Source organism: Psychrobacillus sp. MER TA 171, from assembly GCF_023713305.1.
GTDB lineage: Bacteria > Bacillota > Bacilli > Bacillales_A > Planococcaceae > Psychrobacillus.
In genome coordinates, this window is sequence record NZ_JAMAWN010000004.1 from 202,666 (window position 1) to 220,258 (window position 17,593).

Genomic DNA, 17,593 nt, shown 5'->3' on the forward strand with positions numbered 1-17,593 from the left:
GAATGCTTTTTAATTTAATTAGTAAGCAACTAAAGGTGATTGTTCGTAATAAGCAGCCGCTTATTATCCTTTTAGCTATGCCTATTATCTTGATTACTATTTTATCATCAGCCTTGGCTGGGATCATGGATACAGACGGATCTTCTGCTATTCAGGCTCACTTGGTAATTATAGATGAAACTAGCTGGGAGAAGGAACAGGCATCTATTACAGTCTTTCTAAAAGAGTCTGGACTGGAAGGGTCAACTCTTAATACTCTTTTGCAAACGTTTGAAGAAAACGATCCTACTAATGTTTTGCAAAATTCAATTCTCCTCTCTAAGGAAATGGAGAAATATGTAAAAACAACTAACGAAGATATATCTAATCTAGAAGATTTAAGAAAGAGTGATAATGTGGATGGTATCTTAGTCATTCCTGATAACTTTAGATTAGATTATATTAAACAATCTTATTTTGACCAAGGAAATAAGCCGAGTTTTGAGTTGTTATTAAATCAAGAGAATGAAATAAGGTCATCTATAATTGCTTCAATTCTTGAGGAGTGGAAAAAAGGGTATAGCCAGTCAATGGCGTTAAATAAAGTGGGTATAACTCCAAACGAAGTAATGGGTCAAACAATTGCAGTACAAAAATTAGAGCATTTAATGAATGAGGGTGAACGTACTATTCCATCTTCCGTTTATTACTCTGTGGGAATGCTAGTAATGTTTGCTCTTTATATACCCTCCTTTTTGGCAGGATTTGCGTTACAGGAAGTATATTGGAAGGTTTATGACCGAATCCTTTTAGCAGGAGTATCCTCAACCTATTACACTCTTTCTATATTTATAACAGGGGCAATTGTAGCGTTACTACAACAGGCGATTATATTGCTATATGGAAGCCTGGTGCTGGGAATAGACTGGATTGGCATACAGGCTATGATTGTAATAGTCATTAGCTTCAGCTTATTTATCGGGGGACTTTCAGCACTTTTAACGGCCTTGCAATTTAAAACGGGAACTGAAGGTATTGCTAATGTGTTTAATGGATTAGTCATTACTATTTTCTCCTTCTTAGGAGGCTCCTTCTTTAAAATTAGTGATGTATCCGAGACACTTGGTGACATCGGTGGCTATACCCCTAACGGAGCCACGATGAAAGCAATTCTTTCTATTCAAACTGGTGATTCTGTTGGTGTGATATGGCCACAGATGTATGTGCTATATATCGGTCTATTATTATGTGTCAGCTTGTCCATTATAGTATTTCCTAAAAGAGGTGTGACATCATGAAGGGCATTTGGATTGCAAGAGCTCAAAATTTAAAGCGAAAGCCGTTGGTTCTTCTAACAATGACCTTTATGACAGTTGTCCTCGCCTATGTTCTCAGTGGTGGTGTAGGTGGCCAGCAAGCAATTTTTATCACTAATGATCATTCCAAAACAAGTAGTGACGTATTAGATAAATTAAAATCTTTAGAGGATTATTCCTTTCATCCACTATCTAAAACTGAGTTGGAAGAGAAGATAGAAGGGGATCCTGACTTAATAGGAGTGTTACTTACAGAGTCTACGTATACAGTCTTGAGCAGTGCAGAAACAGATGTCGTTAGAAATGTATCTTTAATAATAGAAGCTGCATATAACGAACTGGCCTTTGAGAAAAGAATAGTAGAAGTTGGCGGTAGGGATAAGTGGAATGAAGTGAATAGAATTTTAGACGATGAGGAAGCCTTTGAAATCGAGATTAGCGCTATGAATGAAAAGCAGACCTTTCGATATGATGGAGCTCTGCAAAGTTTATTTGGTTATATGCTCTTTTTTGTATTTTATACCATCTCAACAAATGTTCAATTTATATTGGAAGATAAAAGAACAGGAGTGTGGAATCGTCTAAAGTTAGCTTCTATTAGCCGGACTAAATTATATTTCGGGCATTTATCTTTTAGCTTTCTAATTGGTTTTTTGCAAATGCTTTTAGTTTTGTTAGTGTTCCGATTTATCGTAGAAACTAATATGTATGGAGCATTCTCGGAAATAATTATTATATCGAGTATTTATGTATTATTAGTTTTGGCGATATCATTAATAATCATTTCCCTAGCCAAAACCGTTAGTCAAAGTGGAGTTATTGTTTCCTTGCTGGCAGTGGCTTTCGCTATGTTAGGTGGGGCATATTGGCCACTTGAAATTGTTCAATCAGAAGGGTTACTGAATATGAAATGGCTGTCTCCTATTTACTACGCGATGGAAGCATTAAAAAGAGTTACCATTTATGGGGAAACCTTAAGTGCTGTATCCGCGTACCTATGGATGATGCTTTTATTAGCGGCTACGTTTATAGCAGGGGGTATATATTTATTAGAAAAGAAAACAGAACGTGGCCATTCTAGTGAGTAAAAAGGGGGAATGGAAATGTACTGGTGCAAAGTAGCGAGAACAAATGAAGAATTTGAAGCTATCGCAAAATTAAATTATGAAACATTCGTAGAAGAAATTCCGCAACATGAAAAAGATCCAAGTGGAATGAGAGTAGATCCTTTTCACCATGAAAACGTTTATGTGATTGTATTAAAAGACCAAGAGCTTGCGGGAATGGTAGCCTTTAGAGCGGAGCGTCCATTCTCATTAGACAAGAAGCTAGGACCAGTAGAAAATTATCTTCCAGAGGATGCCCTAAAAGGGGCACTCTGTGAGGTCCGTTTACTAGCGGTAGATAAAAAGCATCGAAATGGGCGTGTTTTTTATTATTTAGCTAGAGCACTATCTGACTTTGCATATGAAAATGGATATGGAGCGGCTGTTATTTCGGGAACAGTAAGAGAGCAAAAGCTGTATAATCAGCTTGGTTTTGAGCCTTTTGCAAATCCAATCGGAGCAGAGGATGCCTTATTCGTCCCTATGGTATTAACGAGAGAGCGCTTTGATAATTCGGTTGCTGCACGCTTTAAGCAGAAAAGGTATTCTTTTTATCCAGGTCCTGTTCACCAGGTTAATGTAATCAAAAATGCTTTTCAGGAAGATCCACTCACCCATCGTTCTCATCAATTTGAGGTAATGCTTGATCGAGTTAAGCAAAGGTTAAATGAGTTGAGTGGTGCTAAATACGTTCACTTACTTATAGGAACTGGTACTTTGGCGAACGAAGCAATGATTGCACAATTGAAGGTGTTGGATGAAAGGGGTCTAATCTTAACGAATGGAGCTTTTGGAGAGCGTCTTCAAAAACAGGCATTACGTTGGGGATTAGATTATAACGTGGTTAACTATGATTGGGGACAGGCTTATGATTTAGAGGCCATTGAAAAAAAACTTGCGCTTGGAAATTATAGCTGGCTACTAATGGTTCATGGGGAAACCTCGACAGGGATGCTAAATGAATTAGAAAAACTGAAAGACATTTGCGGTCGTTATAATGTATTGCTCTGCGCTGACTGTGTTAGCTCGTTTGGATCTCTCCCATTCTCTATGGAAGGATTATATTTGGCTACAGGAGTCAGTGGAAAGGCAATAGGTACCATGAGTGGAATTTCTTTTGTCTTTGCCAATTCAGAAATAGTCTCCTGTGAGCGTATTCCTGCCTATTTAGACATAGGCTTAACGACAAACTCCCACGTACCCTTTACAATGCCATCCCAACTTATCCATAGCCTAGAGAATGCCTTAATGGCCTATGACGATGGGGAAAGATATAAGCTTTTACATAAACGATGGATGTATATTGAAGAGGAAGTTAAACGACATAATATAGAGCTCTTTACAAATAACACATATCCTATGATATTCACATTACAAGAAAACCAATTTCCACACCTCGCTGAGGATGCAAGAATGTCAGGCTTTGATTTACATTATAAAAGTGAATATTTAAAAGAAAAAAGCCTTATACAAATATCCTGTATTCAGCCAGATTTTGAAGTTGCATGGACGAAATTCATCAATTGGTTTGCCAATTACCGTCTATATCATGAAGGAAAAAGTAAGTCGCTTTTTGAATCAAGTAGCCTGTGAATAGTGGGTAATAATGAACGCAACATTAAATAAGGCTCATTGTAACATTGGTTACAATGAGCCTTACTTATGTAAGTATGGAAAGATTTAATCTGTATTAATCTGTTTATAAGTCTCTTGGATAAAAGTTTTATAAGGAGTGTCTGGCATCTTGCTTACATTGTCATAAGCCTTTTTCGCAGCCTCTTTTGCTTTAGCTCTTTGACCAATGGCTTTATAGCACAGGGATAGGTATGCATCTTTCTCGTAAAAAATGGATAAATCAATCGGATGACTGAGAGCATCATGAATGACTACTTGCTCTAGCTGTTCAATGGCAGCTTCAAATTGCTTTAAACCGTAATAAGTTTTCCCTCGCTCTAATACAAAGTAAGGGGTAAAAATTTTATCTTTTGCTAATGTATATGTTTGAAATATTTTTTCAGCCTCTTCATATTGATATTTATAGGAATTTAAGTAATGGATTTTAGTAATCAAAGAGAAGTACTCGGCATCTGGATCATCTGCAAAGATTCCATATGCCTCTATTTTTTTTGCGTAATACTCTATTTTCTCCTCGTCTTTTTGCATCATTGCATGGGCAGAAGCGATTCTATAAAGGTCATCTAAGTGGTAAAAGGTTTTGTTTTCCTTTGAATACTCAATTGCTTGGTCCATTAGCTTTAAGGCAGATTCATAGTTTCCGATTGCGTAGTACAAGGCTGTCTCGGTATAGTCAAAGTCAAGTCGAGAAACGGGGTCAATCCATATACCAGTATTTTCTAGTTCTGCCCGTTCCTGTTGGAGAATATGCAAGGCGTCCTCGTAATTATGCTCCTGAAATTTGACCATTACTCTAACAATTCCTATTTTAGCTCGTCGTGAAGTAATGTTTAGCTTCTCATAAAGCTCTGCTGCTTGATTCAATGATTGTTCCCAGTCTTTTTTATGTACTTGGTACATACAACGACTGTACATTTCTAACAAGCGGGCTGACTCATACCCATGACCGATTTTAGGTAAATATGGCTCAACTAATTGTATTAATTGCTCATATTCATCGGATAGATCATTGTAGTGTGTATTAAAAAGATGCTCCGCCTTCTCAAGAACTACGCGTAGTTCTTGTCCACTTACTTCCTCTAATAACTCCGAAACATCTACGTTCAACTGTTTTGCGATATATTGAAGGCTTTCCATAGAAGGCTTCGCCTTATTATTTTCGATTAGACTGAGCATTCCCTTAGTTAGCTCAGAACCTGCAAGTGCCTCTAGAGTCATCTTTTGTTGCTTTCTCAATGTACGTATTCGCTCTCCAAGCGTCTGCATAGCTTCACCTCATTTATTGTTAGTTTAATTATATTAAACTTTTTGTTGAAATGGAAGAACGGATATGATATTATTTGTTTAATAAAATTAAACTTTTAGTTTTTTCAGAACAAATAGAAAGAAAAAGCTAAACAAAGGGGAAAAAATTATGGAAGAAATAGTGAAGTTGAAAAAAGCTACTTATCATTTATGGACATTCACCATTAGTAAGCTCATATCGATTTTTGGCGCTCAAGTTTATGCATTTGCTATCAGTTTTTATATTCTACAGCTAACTGGCTCTGCAACAAGCTTCGCGACAAACCTAATATGTAGTATTTTACCTAGAACTCTACTTGCTCCTTTTGCGGGGTATGCTGCTGATAAATACTCTAGAAAAGGAATTATTATTGGAGCTCAAATTGCCAGCTCGTTGGCGATAGGTGGATTATTAATCTTCAGTATAAATGCAGAATTGTCATTGATTGCGATTTATATAACAACGGTCATCTTATCCATTACCTCAACGTTTTCGGGAGTAACATTTAGTTCTTCCATGACGGGGCTAGTAGATGAAGCGAGAATACAAAAAGCGATGTCTTTAAACCAGATGTCTATTTCCTTTGCGGCGATTGGAAGCCCAGCGGTAGGGGGGATATTATATGGAACAGTGTCTATGCCGGTGTTTTTAGGAATTTATTTGACAGCGTCTATGATAGCGGTAGTTTTAGAATCTACAATGAACTTTAAATTATTTGCTACAAGAAAAGAAGTGGTGGAAGGGGCTCCTAAAGAGTCGATGCTACAAAGCATCAAAGAAGGTTTTAAATATTTAATGAAAAAGCCTGTCGTAAAAATAATTATTTTTATCTCTTTAATAGTGAACTTTTTGTTTGGGGCTTTTCAGGTTGGATATTCGTTTATCCTCATCGAAAAATTAAAGCTTGATCCAGTCCATTTTGGTTATACAGAGATGGCCTTTGCTGTTGGAATGCTGTTAATGTCTATTTACTTCTCAAGTACGAAGGAGTTAAAATATCCTCTTTTTGTTTCTAAATGGAGCATAGTATGCACAGGGTTTTTATTGGCTTCAATTGCGACTCCACTATTAATGAACATGTCTTATTTGGGGACCGTGTTATTTTATATTATAATCCTCTTTATTTTTGGAGTGACTATGATGGTCACTAATACACCAATAATGGTCATGATGCAAAAGACAATAGATGATGATTATAAAGGCCGTGTATTTTCTATTTTAGAAACAGGGTCAATGGCTCTAATGCCACTTGGTATGGTTGTTTTTGGGTTTCTGTATGATGTATTTTCTGCAGAGCTTATCCTAATTACTTCGGGAGTTCTATTAGTAGCTACCGTTTTAGTGCTTGCAAGGCCATCGGTTATTAGAAAAGCACATCCAGAGCTTGCGAAAGGGAAAGTGGAGACTACACCAGCCCCACAGCCAGAATAAAATCTGCTCTGGCGGAACAAGAGGGGAGTTGGTCCATTACAACAGCTATAAAAATGGCGATTACCCAATAAGCCCCCGCTTCGAGGATGTTAAATGTGGATAGTTAACAGTCAATTAAAAGGAGGGGTTCTTTGAATAGCCCTATATTAAAGCAAATAGGAACATTATTTATTCCAGTAAGAAATATAGAACAAGCTAGAGATTGGTACTGCGATATTTTGGGGATAAAAGTAGACGGGGATATTCAGTATGGTCATCTTTACGTTTTACCTATGGAAGGCGCAGGGATAGTATTAGATAGTAAAATTTATTCAGAGGATAGCATATTCAAAGTGCCAGCATTTCATTTCAATACTAAAAACATTGAAGAAGCATTTCAATATATGAAGGATAAAGGAGTAAATCTTCTTACAAAAATTGAGCATAATCATTATTTTAATTTTAATGATCCTGATGGGAATACTTTAATGATATGTAAATGTTAAATTTGAGAGTAATTCAAATAAAGGCATCGTAAATTTAAAAATTTACGATGCCTTTACAGCTAATTTTATAGCCCATGTTTTAATGTTTTAGTGGATCTACGATATGCGAAAATTAAACCTATTGCTAATATCGCAAGAATCCCAGATAATACGTAAATATTATCTGGCTGCTTCGTAAACAACCATGCAAACAAGAGAGGACCGATGATGCGTCCGAGGTTATCCATTGAATAAGTCATCCCAGCTGCAGTCCCATATCGACCACCTGACTCTTTGGAGGTAAGGGATACAATGGTTGTTCTAGCAAGTGCATTACCTGCTGTGAAAACACAAAGGGATAATCCCGCCCAAAAAATATTAGTCGTAAACACTGTCATGACCAACCCTATAGCTGTAACTACTTGTGCATAAAGAAGCCAAGTCGTCTCCGTTCCGTTCTTGATACGTCGTACAACTCCACCTTGAATAGCTGCATCGACAAAGCCGCTGAACATGAATAGATAACCAATTTGTAATGGTGTTATAGCTACTCTTTCAATTTGAAATAACTGAAAAGTTGCCTCCAAGCCAGCAAGTAGGAAGGTAACCATAAAAGAAAAAAGGAATAAGTATTTTATACGGTAGGACCATAAGCTCAAAGCGCCTCTTGGAAGAATCGTTCGCTTATTGGCTTCACCAGTACGAGCTGGTTCTTTTAAAATGATTAACGCATAAACAAAAATGACTAATAATAGAATAGCTGAGACGATAAATGGAGTTTCCAAGCTAATATGACCTAGAATACCTCCAATTGCCGGTCCAAATATAAAACCTAAACCAATAGACATTCCCATGAAGCCCATATACTTATTTCTGTTTTCCTCATCGGATAAATCTGCTATAAAGCCAGTTACCGCAGTGTAAAGCGCACCTGAAAATAGTCCGCCGACTACACGAGAAAGGTAAAGCATTACCAATGAATCGAAAAATAAGGAGAATAACCAAAAGCTTAAGCTAAAGCCGATTAATCCCGTTAGAATAAGTGTTTTCCGTCCAATCCGATCAGAAAGCATTCCCCAAAGAGGAGCAGTGAAAAAGGAAGCTAAAGCATAGACTGTTAGTAGACCTCCTACATGAACCTCGTTATAGTTTTCCTGAAGTATAACCTCAGGCAGTACGGGAATAATAATTCCAAAACCTAAATAAACAAGAAATTGAACGGACATTAATATAAAAAGTGATTTTTTCATTGTCAAACCTGCTTTCTCAAACCTTACCATCTATAATACCTGTTTCGGAAGGAATTTTCACCTTGAAAAAGGTGAAGATAAAATAGTGAATGAAAGCATGATATATCGAGGTTTAACAAGAATATCACTAGCTGAAGAATTTTATCATCCTTTGTATACATTTTAACTGTCGGTAGATTTACCCTGGATAGGTTTTCCTACTCACATTAGCAGGGAAATGAACTTGCTAAGAACAGTTTAATAACTCCTTGGTTCGGATATACTTTGTATAGCTTCAGAGATTTCTTGTATATGGGGAAAAGGAAATGCTAAGTCAGCAAGTGACACAAAGCCTACTAACTCTTCATTTTCTACTACTGGGAGCCGGCGTACTTGATGCTTACCCATTAAAATTGAGGCTTCAGCTGTAGTTTCTTGAGGAGAAACTGAAATGACGGCTTTAGTCATAATGTTTTCTACTTTGCATTTGACATCTTTAGCCACTGCTCTTGTTACAATGTCCCTGTCTGTGATCATTCCAACTAGCTTTTTTTTGCTTACTACTGGTAAACAACCGATATCTAATGAACGCATTTGTTCAGCAACTTCGTTTACATAATCATTAGGGCTACACGTAACCACTTGCTTACTCATTACATCCTGTACAATCATCGATATCACTCCTTTAGAGGTTATGATGGTTTACAAATGCGTAAAATATGTAATAAAAATGAAAGGTTTAGGCCATGTAAAAAGTGGTATTATAGGATAAAGAAAAATAAATAAAATAAAAGAAACCTTTTAAATATATATTCGTAATAATAAATGGAAGGGACTGAGGTGGATTGGCTAAGGAAGTTGATTTAAAGAAAATTGTAAGTAATCTATCAAAACTTGGTGTGACTGTTACAATGACAAAATCTAGGCTTGAAATACTTAAAGCTTTATCACCACCCGCACAAAGTCCACATGTGCAATCCTAAAAAAAGAGTGACTGGAAGCCTCGTTAAAACGAATGCTTCAGTCACTCTTTTTTTATTTTTAGCTTAATCTTCATCCTTAGCAAACATATATGTTCTATGGTGAAACTTCATACTAAAGACTAAACCGATAGCAAGCATATTACCCATCAAGGAACTACCGCCGTAACTTATAAATGGTAGTGGGATCCCCGTTATAGGCAGGAGCTGAATTGTCATACCAACATTCTCAAATACATGGAAAGTAATCATGGCAATAATTCCAGCGCATACATAGGTGCTGTACATATCCTTGAGCTGTAAGGTTATTTTGGTTAAGTGATAGATCAGTAGAAAGTAAAGACTTATTACTATACTAGCACCAACAAATCCATATTCCTCGCCAATGACAGCAAAGATAAAGTCCGTATGATTTTCTGGTACATAAACAACTCGGCCACCATAACCTTTACCGAATATTTCGCCTGAGCCAATCGCATTTAGGGCCGTAATAAGATGCATCCCCTCATTGGAAGCATATGAATATGGGTCTATCCAAGAATAGATACGAGCAAATTGGTAAGGGTCAAAGGCAAAATATTTAGCTAAGAAGTCTTGTGCATATAAGGCCATCCATAAGAGAAGGCCACCTATTCCTAGCCCACCTAAAAATAACGGTAAAATAATTTTCCAAGTAATACCTGCCACGACTATTAAGGCAGCAGTGATTGCTAAGAAAACTAACGAGGTACCTAAATCAGGCTGAAGCATGATAAAAGCTAACGGTATAATTAAGGTGATACCTATTTTCCCTAATAGAATAAAGTCTGTTTTAACAGTTTTCATCACATACTGTTCATGATGATAGGTAATAAGACGCGCTAAACCTAAAATATAAAAGGTCTTCATAAATTCGGCAGGCTGAATGTCCCCTATTGGTAAATGGAACCAGCTTTTTGCTCCATTACGTGGTGATACTAAAGCCATGCTCTCTGGTAGGATAGCAAGGATGGCTAATAGGAAAATTCCTATTCCGTATATATACCATGCCATTTTTTTGTATTGCTCGGGCTCAAAAAACATGACCATCCCAATAATAACGCACCCAACTACATACCAAAAAAGCTGTTTGGATACAAAGTTATACGCAGCGTATTGACCGGTAGTCTGAGCCGAGGAAATGGCTAGTAAGCTAACGATCAGAAATAATAATAAAATAAAAGCTAACGTCCAATCGAAGCGATCAGCAAAGCCTTTTTTATTTTCCATAAAAATCACCTAGATTTCTTTCTAAATATACATTTTTTTGTTTCATTTCCATTCTCTTATATAGAAGGAAACACACTTTTTCTATTATATCGTAAATACTCTTTTTTGGCTTGTGAGTAATATAGACGATATTACAAAAACAGTTGTTTCGTTTAAATAAAATTATGCTAATATATATCTTATATGAGGAGTGAAAATTCAGTGGCTAAAAAAGAGAGAGACTTAGATGACTATTTAACTCATCTATACGTTCATGCAAATGAGATAGAGCATTTTACATTATTTAGTGGTATTTCAGTTCAACTATTTTTAAAATTTGCTAATTTGTCTTCCCTTTTGTTGTTAAAGCATCGTTACGAAGATGCTTCTTTTAATATCCATACACAAATGGATTTTATAGGGGAAAATCAATTTGGACATTTTTTAAAGGAGTCCTCTGAAAAACCTACTTCCCTTTGTTTTTTGGATTTCTCAGATGAGCGACGATTAAATCTGCTGACTCCTCAAGAACAAGCAGAGCTTTTATATATAGCACACAAAAAAGAAGCGTTTCGATCACCATTTTATCATCACCTTCAAAATCGATTTGTCTATATGACCGATGAAGATGAGCATATTACTAAAATTTATTTTCGAGATATAGAAGATTTTTACGGTTTAATCGCTGACTTATTCAATCAAGTGATTAAAGAAAAAACGAAATCTACTGCATTTTGGAGAAAAAAGAATAATATTATATTGCCAGAGTTGTCCTCTGCAACTGTGGAAAGGTACACCGACTTTTATGAAGACGGAGTTCTCATGTCTTTGTTCCGCGTGGATAAGACTAATTATGGAATTGAAATTCGTTGCTTACCGGAAAATATTTTTCCTGACGAGGTGCTAGAGGATATTAAGCACCATGTTAAAAGACCATATGATTTCTTAATAGAAATATAAGAGGACGCTTTTGCTACATACTGTTGCAAAAGCGTCTATTATGTATCTGAGGTGATAAATAGTGGCATGGATTTTACTTATAGTTGCAGGCATAACTGAAATTATATGGGCAATTGGGTTAAAGGAAGCTCATGGTTTTACAGAGCTTATCCCTTCTCTTATCACCATAATGTTTCTAGTGATTAGCTTTTTTTTATTTGCACAGGCGATGAAGACGATTCCGATTGGAACTGCATATGCTATATTTACGGGTATTGGAGCTGCCGGCACGGCGGTCGTAGGTGTTCTATGGTTTAATGAACAAGTAAATGCAGGTAAAGTCGTATTCTTATGTCTGCTACTTTTCGGTATCGTTGGTTTAAAGCTGATTGATACAGAGGAGGCAAATTAATGGAATGGATTATACTGATTGTAGCTGGTCTTTTTGAGGTTGGTTTTGTAGTTTGTATGAAGCTTTCTAATGGCTTTAAAAATAAGAAATTCTCTATACTTACCATTATTACGGCATCTTTAAGTTTCTTTTTACTATCCTTAGCCCTTAAGGATATATCTGTAGGTACAGGATATGCTGTGTGGACTGGAATTGGGGCAGCAGGAAGTGTATTGATCGGTATGTATTTGTTTAACGAAAAGAAAAGTCGTCTAAAATTATTCTTTTTAAGCTGTATTATAGGTGGAGTAGTTGGCCTAAAACTATTTGGCTAACAATTCATGTATAGATACAAGAAATGATAAAATAGAAATATCCAAAACGTGGAGGTCAAAGTGATGAAATTGAAATTAGGATTATTATATGGTGGGAAATCTGCGGAGCACGAGGTTTCTTTGTTAACGGCAAGAGCGGTTTCGCAAGCAATAGATTTTGCTAAATATGAAGTGTATCCTGTCTTCATCTCGAAAGAGGGAGAATGGAGAAAGGGACAAAAACTATTAGGGCCTGTTGAAACGGTTGAAACGCTTCAATTTGGAGAAGATACAGGTAAAGCGAATGATATAACAAGTTTCCTTCCAACTGATAATACAACTAAGAACCTTGAGACTGCGGAAGGTAATGAAGGACTAGACGTAATCTTCCCATTGCTGCATGGACCTAATGGTGAGGATGGAACAGTTCAAGGACTACTAGAAGTATTAAACTTGCCTTACGTTGGAAATGGAGTTTTAGCTTCTGCTGCTGGAATGGATAAAGTAGTTATGAAGCAACTGTTTGCTCAAGCAGGCTTAAAACAGGTTCCTTTCGTTCATTTCATTCGACGTGAGTGGAAGAACAGTCAAATAGTTATACTTGAAAAAATTGAAGCAAGCTTAAAATGGCCGTTGTTTGTCAAACCAGCTAATCTAGGATCAAGTGTTGGGATTACAAAGGTAAACAGTCGCGAAGAACTTATAAAAGCAATCGACCTAGCGTTTAAATATGACCGTAAAATCTTAGTAGAGCAAGGTATTGTCGCTCGTGAGATAGAAATGAGTGTATTAGGAAACGATTCTCCAAGATGTTCAGTAGCCGGTGAAGTATTACCAACTAAAGACTTCTACGACTACTCTGCAAAATATATAGATGGAACGACAAACTATGCAATACCTGCAAATGTTTCAAATAGATTGCAAAAATCTTTAGAGGATGCAGCTATTCGTGCATTCAAAGTGTTAGATTGCTCTGGTTTAGTTCGTGCAGATTTCTTTGTCACAGATACAGAAGAGGTGCTGATCAACGAAGTAAATACGATGCCTGGGTTTACCCCAATTAGCATGTATCCAAAGCTGTGGATGGCTTCGGGCTTATCCTACTCAGACTTGATCGAGGAGCTAATATCACTAGCGATTGAACGCTATGAGGAAAAACAGCAACTGGAACATTCTAAGGACGGAGAGTGACTTAAGTTGAAAAAAACATTAGCACATATCGCAAAGTGGTTAGGTTTAGAACAACCATCTAGTAACCCTTTAGTTACAGGAGTTTCTATTAACACCCGTACGTTAAAGCCGGGAGATCTATTTATCCCCTTTCGAGGAGAGAATGTGAATGGTCATAAATTCGTAGAGAGCGCATTCGATAAAGGGGCAGCTGCAGCATTCTGGTTAAAGGATGAGCCAAATCCTCCAAAGAACGTTCCTTTGCTATTTGTAGACAGTAGTGAAGCAGCACTACAACAGATGGCAAGAGCGTATCGAGAAGAGTTATCTACCGTATTCATAGGAATCACCGGATCAAACGGTAAAACATCCACAAAGGACCTAATAGCAGGAATGCTTTCGCCTTATTACCGTGTGAAGAAGACGGAAGGAAACTTTAATAATGAACTAGGACTTCCTCTGACTATTCTATCCCTTGAGGAGGATACTGAGTATGCGGTACTTGAGATGGGAATGAGCTCATTTGGAGAAATTGAATTCCTTTCCAATATGGCAAAACCAACGTATGCAGTAATCACAAATATTGGAGAGGCGCATATGAAGGATCTTGGATCTAGAGAAGGAATTGCGAAAGCGAAGTTTGAGATTATAGCTGGTTTAAATAAGGATGGGCTACTCGTTTATGATGGTGACGAACCTCTTTTGAAACCGTTTATATCGAATGCACCAGGTTTAAATACTAAATCCTTTGGTACAGGAAATAAAAATGATTTATGTATTGAACAAGTTACATTTACTGAGCAGGGAAGCAGCTTTATTGTAAATGGAGAGCTAAATGAAGAAATGTCTATACCCATTCTAGGGGAGCATCAAGTGAAAAATACGTTGGCTGCATTACTTGTTGGGAAAGAAATAGGTTTGTCGAGTCAACAGATGCGTGATGCCTTAAAGCAAATCGTACTAACAGATATGCGCATGCAGGTAATTGAAACTAACAATGGCAGTATTTTTATTAACGATGCATATAATGCTGCCCCAACCTCTATGAGAGCAGCTATTCAATTTTTAGAGAAGTCGACTATTAAACCCGATAAATGGCTTGTGCTTGGAGATATGCTGGAGCTTGGTCCGGATGAAAAATCATTCCACGAAGAAATTGGTGAGTATATATCCAATGATGTGTTCTCAGGTGTTTGTTTATTTGGCTCACGTATGAAATGGTTAAAAGACCAACTATCAGACAAGTTTGATGAACAACAGCTGAAATGGGTAGAAAATGATTACGAGTCACTTATATCCTTTTTAGATTCAAAAATAACAAATCAATCTATTGTTTTAGTTAAGGGATCAAGGGGAATGAAGTTAGAGAAGGTAATTGAACCCTTTCAAAAATAGTAGAAAGTAGGGATGGCATGAAAACAGGAGTACTTTGCTTACATGGTTTTACTGGGGGTCCATATGAAGTCCAACCTTATGTGGATTATCTAGAAGTAAATACTGACTGGAAAATTGTAGTTCCTACCTTACCTGGCCATGGGGAAACACTGGAGTTAAAAAACCTAACAGCCGAATCATGGATGATGGCAGCGGAGCAGGCTTTGCGTTTGCTGCAAAAGGAAGTAGATCGAGTGTTTGTGGTTGGTTTTTCCATGGGCGGGATTATTGCCATTTACTTGGCTCTACGCTATAAAATTGAAAGATTGGTTTTATTAAGTGCTGCCGCAAAATACATAAATCCAACGCAGTTGCTACATGATATAGGAGACGTCGCCAAAAAAATAGTTGAAGGTAAAGCAGAAGAAAATACGCTGTTTCAAATCTATAGTAACAAACTTCGTGCAACTCCTATTCAAGCTGCTTTAGAATTTGTTCGAGTGGTGAAAATGGTCGAACCTTATTATGAACAAATTACTATCCCAGTATGTTTAGTTCAGGGAAAGAAAGATGGAATTGTTCCTTTTACGACAGCACCCTTCTTATTTGACCATATCCGTTCTACAAACAAACAGCTAATTTTTTCGGAGAGCGGGAAGCACCATATTTGTTATAGCGATGATTGTCAGGAATGGTTTCCACAGGCTCTTACATTTTTAAGGGAAGAAATGTAGAAGAAAAGTTCGGAGCTACTGACTTTAAATTCTAATTCATTGCAACTGAGACAATTGCATGCTATACTACGTTTAGAACAATGGATACATTTTGTGCGAAGACTCTTCAGCATTTATTGAAGAGTACTTTTTTTTGAACATAACGGTTTGTTTACGTAAGAATTAACGAACCGCTCGGCAAAAGACCGGGCTTTCCCTTTATATTAGACCCCTCTGATTGAAACCACAGAGAATTTTAAGTAACGGAAACGTTCCTCGTATAGGCTCGAATTTGCCGCAATTTCATCTGAAAATGTAACCATTTGTCAAAACAGAACAAAAAGGAGATTAAAATTTTGACAAATTTTTCAGAATTAAATATTAGCGCTTCTACACTAAAATCCGTACAACGAATGGGATTTGAAGAAGCAACACCAATCCAAGAAGGTACTATCACTCATGCTATGGAAGGCCGCGACATTATTGGCCAAGCACAAACAGGTACTGGTAAAACTGCCGCTTTCGGTATTCCAATGATTGAAAAGGTTGATCCTAAAAACCCTAACATTCAAGCTTTAATTATTGCTCCAACTCGTGAGCTTGCAATTCAAGTTTCTGAAGAGCTTTATAAATTAGGCTATGATAAAAAAGTTCGTTTACTTTCTGTTTACGGAGGACAAGAAATTGGCCGTCAAATCCGTGCGCTTAAAAACAAGCCACAAGTAATCGTTGGTACACCTGGTCGTATTCTTGACCATATTAACCGTCGTACTTTAAAGCTTGACCAAGTGGAAACATTAATCTTGGACGAAGCGGATGAAATGTTAAACATGGGCTTCATTGATGATATCAATACAATTTTAGAAAGTGTTCCAGACAATCGTCAAACATTATTGTTCTCAGCTACTATGCCGGGACCAATTCGTAAAATTGCTGATAAATTCATGAAAGATCCAGTTGAAGTTAAGATCAAATCAAAAGAAATGACTGTTGAAAATATTGAACAGTTCTATGTAAAAGCTACTGAGCGTGAAAAATTCGATTTCCTTTCAAGAATATTGAATGTACACCAACCAGAGCTTGCAATTATCTTTGGACGTACTAAACGTCGCGTAGACGAGCTTTCAAATGCCCTAAGCATCCGTGGTTACTTAGCAGAAGGAATTCATGGAGACTTAAGCCAGGCGAAGCGTATGTCTGTATTAAAACAGTTCAAATCAAATAAAATTGATATTCTTGTTGCAACTGATGTAGCTGCTCGTGGATTAGATATCTCAGGCGTTACTCACGTTTATAACTTTGATATTCCACAAGATCCAGAAAGCTATGTTCACCGTATCGGTCGTACAGGACGTGCTGGTAAAAGTGGTATTGCGGTAACATTTGTTACTCCAAGAGAAATGGGCTACCTTCGTATTGTTGAAGACACTACGAAAAAACGTATGACAGCTCTTCGTCCACCAAGCTCAGATGAAGCATTAGTAGGGCAACAACGTGTAGCGATTGAAGCTCTTACTGAAATTATTAACAAAAATGATTTAGGTGACTACCGTACACTTGCTGCAGAAATGCTTGAAAAGCATGAAGCAGTTGACGTGGTTGCAGCAGCAATCAAGTCAATGACGAAAGAGCCAGACGATTCACCAATCTCACTTTCAGAAGAACGTCCATTACCAGCTCGTAGAGAGCGTAGTGGCGGCGGACGCAGTGGCGGCGGCGGATACAAAGGTAACCGTAGCAGCGGCGGTGGCGGACGTAGTTCTTCATCACGTGGAGGAAGCGATCGCGGATCTTCTCGTTCAGGAAGCGGTTCACGTCCAAGCGGTCGTCGTAGCAGCGGTCCACGTGACGGTTCTACACAACGTAGCACAAGAACTCGTACACCACGTAACGAAGGCTAATTTTATATAATCCTTTAAGGCGAATCCACTTTGGTGGATTCGCCTTTTGTGTGCTTAGCATGTAAAAAGATAAACGTTTAGCCTGTATGACTCGCAAATAAAATTAATTTAATGAATCTAATTATAAAGTTGAAACATT

Annotated in this window: 17 protein-coding genes; 13 read left to right on the forward strand and 4 right to left on the reverse strand. The window is 37.3% G+C overall.

The features are described from left to right. Window positions 1-2: 2 nt before the first annotated feature. The 3 genes from M3627_RS06220 to M3627_RS06230 are packed head-to-tail and all read left to right on the forward strand — an operon-like array spanning window position 3 to window position 3,994. On the forward strand, window positions 3-1,277 hold the full coding sequence (locus M3627_RS06220; RefSeq protein WP_251553338.1) for an ABC transporter permease: 1,275 nt from the start codon (window positions 3-5) through the stop codon (window positions 1,275-1,277). Then, window positions 1,274-2,383, forward strand: a complete 1,110-nt coding sequence (locus M3627_RS06225; RefSeq protein WP_169360961.1) for an ABC transporter permease — start codon at window positions 1,274-1,276, stop codon at window positions 2,381-2,383. Before M3627_RS06220 ends, M3627_RS06225 begins: the two co-directional genes overlap by 4 nt. A 15-nt stretch (window positions 2,384-2,398) precedes the next feature. Then, on the forward strand, window positions 2,399-3,994 hold the full coding sequence (locus tag M3627_RS06230) for an aminotransferase class V-fold PLP-dependent enzyme (protein WP_169360962.1): 1,596 nt from the start codon (window positions 2,399-2,401) through the stop codon (window positions 3,992-3,994). A gap of 87 nt (window positions 3,995-4,081) precedes the next feature. Here the strand turns inward: M3627_RS06230 and M3627_RS06235 are convergent, their stop codons facing one another. After that, entirely contained in the window at window positions 4,082-5,302 is a 1,221-nt protein-coding gene (locus M3627_RS06235; RefSeq protein ID WP_169360963.1) for a helix-turn-helix domain-containing protein, read from the reverse strand. A 148-nt stretch (window positions 5,303-5,450) separates the two neighbouring features. On the opposite strand from M3627_RS06235, the gene M3627_RS06240 reads away from it, so the two are divergent. After that, the gene (locus tag M3627_RS06240; protein ID WP_169360964.1) at window positions 5,451-6,752 is read left to right on the forward strand and encodes an MFS transporter; all 1,302 of its coding nucleotides are present in this window, start codon (window positions 5,451-5,453) and stop codon (window positions 6,750-6,752) included. Window positions 6,753-6,883: 131 nt separating this feature from the next. Then, window positions 6,884-7,237, forward strand: coding sequence for a VOC family protein (locus M3627_RS06245; protein ID WP_169360965.1), 354 nt, complete (start codon window positions 6,884-6,886; stop codon window positions 7,235-7,237). 65 nt (window positions 7,238-7,302) lie between these two features. On the opposite strand, the gene M3627_RS06250 is transcribed toward M3627_RS06245, so the two are convergent. After that, on the reverse strand, window positions 7,303-8,466 hold the full coding sequence (locus M3627_RS06250) for an MFS transporter (protein WP_169360966.1): 1,164 nt from the start codon (window positions 8,464-8,466) through the stop codon (window positions 7,303-7,305). A 237-nt stretch (window positions 8,467-8,703) separates the two neighbouring features. Next, complete coding sequence (locus tag M3627_RS06255) at window positions 8,704-9,117, reverse strand: CBS domain-containing protein (RefSeq protein ID WP_169360967.1); 414 nt, start codon at window positions 9,115-9,117, stop codon at window positions 8,704-8,706. A 173-nt stretch (window positions 9,118-9,290) separates the two neighbouring features. On the opposite strand from M3627_RS06255, the gene M3627_RS06260 reads away from it, so the two are divergent. Then, entirely contained in the window at window positions 9,291-9,428 is a 138-nt protein-coding gene (locus M3627_RS06260; RefSeq protein WP_251553339.1) for an Lmo0850 family protein, read from the forward strand. 63 nt (window positions 9,429-9,491) lie between these two features. Here the strand turns inward: M3627_RS06260 and M3627_RS06265 are convergent, their stop codons facing one another. Further along, on the reverse strand, window positions 9,492-10,673 hold the full coding sequence (locus M3627_RS06265) for an FtsW/RodA/SpoVE family cell cycle protein (protein WP_169360968.1): 1,182 nt from the start codon (window positions 10,671-10,673) through the stop codon (window positions 9,492-9,494). A 201-nt stretch (window positions 10,674-10,874) separates the two neighbouring features. Here M3627_RS06265 and M3627_RS06270 point away from each other — a divergent pair, with 201 nt between their 5' ends. The 7 genes from M3627_RS06270 to cshA all read left to right on the forward strand — a co-directional run bounded on the left by M3627_RS06270 (window position 10,875) and on the right by cshA (window position 17,454). Beyond that, window positions 10,875-11,612 carry a hypothetical protein gene (locus M3627_RS06270; protein ID WP_169360969.1) on the forward strand — a complete coding sequence of 246 codons (738 nt, stop codon included), beginning with the start codon at window positions 10,875-10,877 and terminating at the stop codon, window positions 11,610-11,612. 61 nt (window positions 11,613-11,673) lie between these two features. After that, window positions 11,674-12,003: a DMT family transporter gene (locus M3627_RS06275; protein ID WP_169360970.1), complete on the forward strand. Its 330-nt coding sequence runs from the start codon at window positions 11,674-11,676 to the stop codon at window positions 12,001-12,003. Next, window positions 12,003-12,317 (forward strand): DMT family transporter, encoded by a 315-nt coding sequence (locus M3627_RS06280; protein ID WP_169360971.1) that lies wholly within the window; start codon window positions 12,003-12,005, stop codon window positions 12,315-12,317. The genes M3627_RS06275 and M3627_RS06280 overlap by 1 nt, the downstream gene beginning before the upstream one ends. Window positions 12,318-12,380: 63 nt before the next feature. After that, window positions 12,381-13,487, forward strand: a complete 1,107-nt coding sequence (locus M3627_RS06285) for a D-alanine--D-alanine ligase (RefSeq protein WP_169360972.1) — start codon at window positions 12,381-12,383, stop codon at window positions 13,485-13,487. Between the two features lie 6 nt (window positions 13,488-13,493). After that, window positions 13,494-14,861 carry a UDP-N-acetylmuramoyl-tripeptide--D-alanyl-D-alanine ligase gene (locus M3627_RS06290; protein ID WP_169360973.1) on the forward strand — a complete coding sequence of 456 codons (1,368 nt, stop codon included), beginning with the start codon at window positions 13,494-13,496 and terminating at the stop codon, window positions 14,859-14,861. Between the two features lie 17 nt (window positions 14,862-14,878). Further along, window positions 14,879-15,574 carry an alpha/beta hydrolase gene (locus M3627_RS06295; RefSeq protein ID WP_169360974.1) on the forward strand — a complete coding sequence of 232 codons (696 nt, stop codon included), beginning with the start codon at window positions 14,879-14,881 and terminating at the stop codon, window positions 15,572-15,574. Between the two features lie 335 nt (window positions 15,575-15,909). Next, a complete protein-coding gene (cshA, locus tag M3627_RS06300; protein WP_169360975.1) occupies window positions 15,910-17,454 on the forward strand; it encodes a degradosome RNA helicase CshA in 1,545 nt (514 codons plus the stop codon). Window positions 17,455-17,593: the final 139 nt, after the last annotated feature.

What these genes read in the sequence shown, in the direction of transcription:
- M3627_RS06220 (WP_251553338.1), top strand. Translation starts at nt 3, where the DNA reads ATGCTTTTTAATTTAATTAGTAAGCAACTAAAGGTGATTGTTCGTAAT.
- M3627_RS06225 (WP_169360961.1), top strand. Translation starts at nt 1,274, where the DNA reads ATGAAGGGCATTTGGATTGCAAGAGCTCAAAATTTAAAGCGAAAGCCG.
- M3627_RS06230 (WP_169360962.1), top strand. Translation starts at nt 2,399, where the DNA reads ATGTACTGGTGCAAAGTAGCGAGAACAAATGAAGAATTTGAAGCTATC.
- M3627_RS06235 (WP_169360963.1), bottom strand. Translation starts at nt 5,302, where the DNA reads ATGCAGACGCTTGGAGAGCGAATACGTACATTGAGAAAGCAACAAAAG.
- M3627_RS06240 (WP_169360964.1), top strand. Translation starts at nt 5,451, where the DNA reads ATGGAAGAAATAGTGAAGTTGAAAAAAGCTACTTATCATTTATGGACA.
- M3627_RS06250 (WP_169360966.1), bottom strand. Translation starts at nt 8,466, where the DNA reads ATGAAAAAATCACTTTTTATATTAATGTCCGTTCAATTTCTTGTTTAT.
- M3627_RS06255 (WP_169360967.1), bottom strand. Translation starts at nt 9,117, where the DNA reads ATGATTGTACAGGATGTAATGAGTAAGCAAGTGGTTACGTGTAGCCCT.
- M3627_RS06265 (WP_169360968.1), bottom strand. Translation starts at nt 10,673, where the DNA reads ATGGAAAATAAAAAAGGCTTTGCTGATCGCTTCGATTGGACGTTAGCT.
- M3627_RS06280 (WP_169360971.1), top strand. Translation starts at nt 12,003, where the DNA reads ATGGAATGGATTATACTGATTGTAGCTGGTCTTTTTGAGGTTGGTTTT.
- M3627_RS06285 (WP_169360972.1), top strand. Translation starts at nt 12,381, where the DNA reads ATGAAATTGAAATTAGGATTATTATATGGTGGGAAATCTGCGGAGCAC.
- M3627_RS06295 (WP_169360974.1), top strand. Translation starts at nt 14,879, where the DNA reads ATGAAAACAGGAGTACTTTGCTTACATGGTTTTACTGGGGGTCCATAT.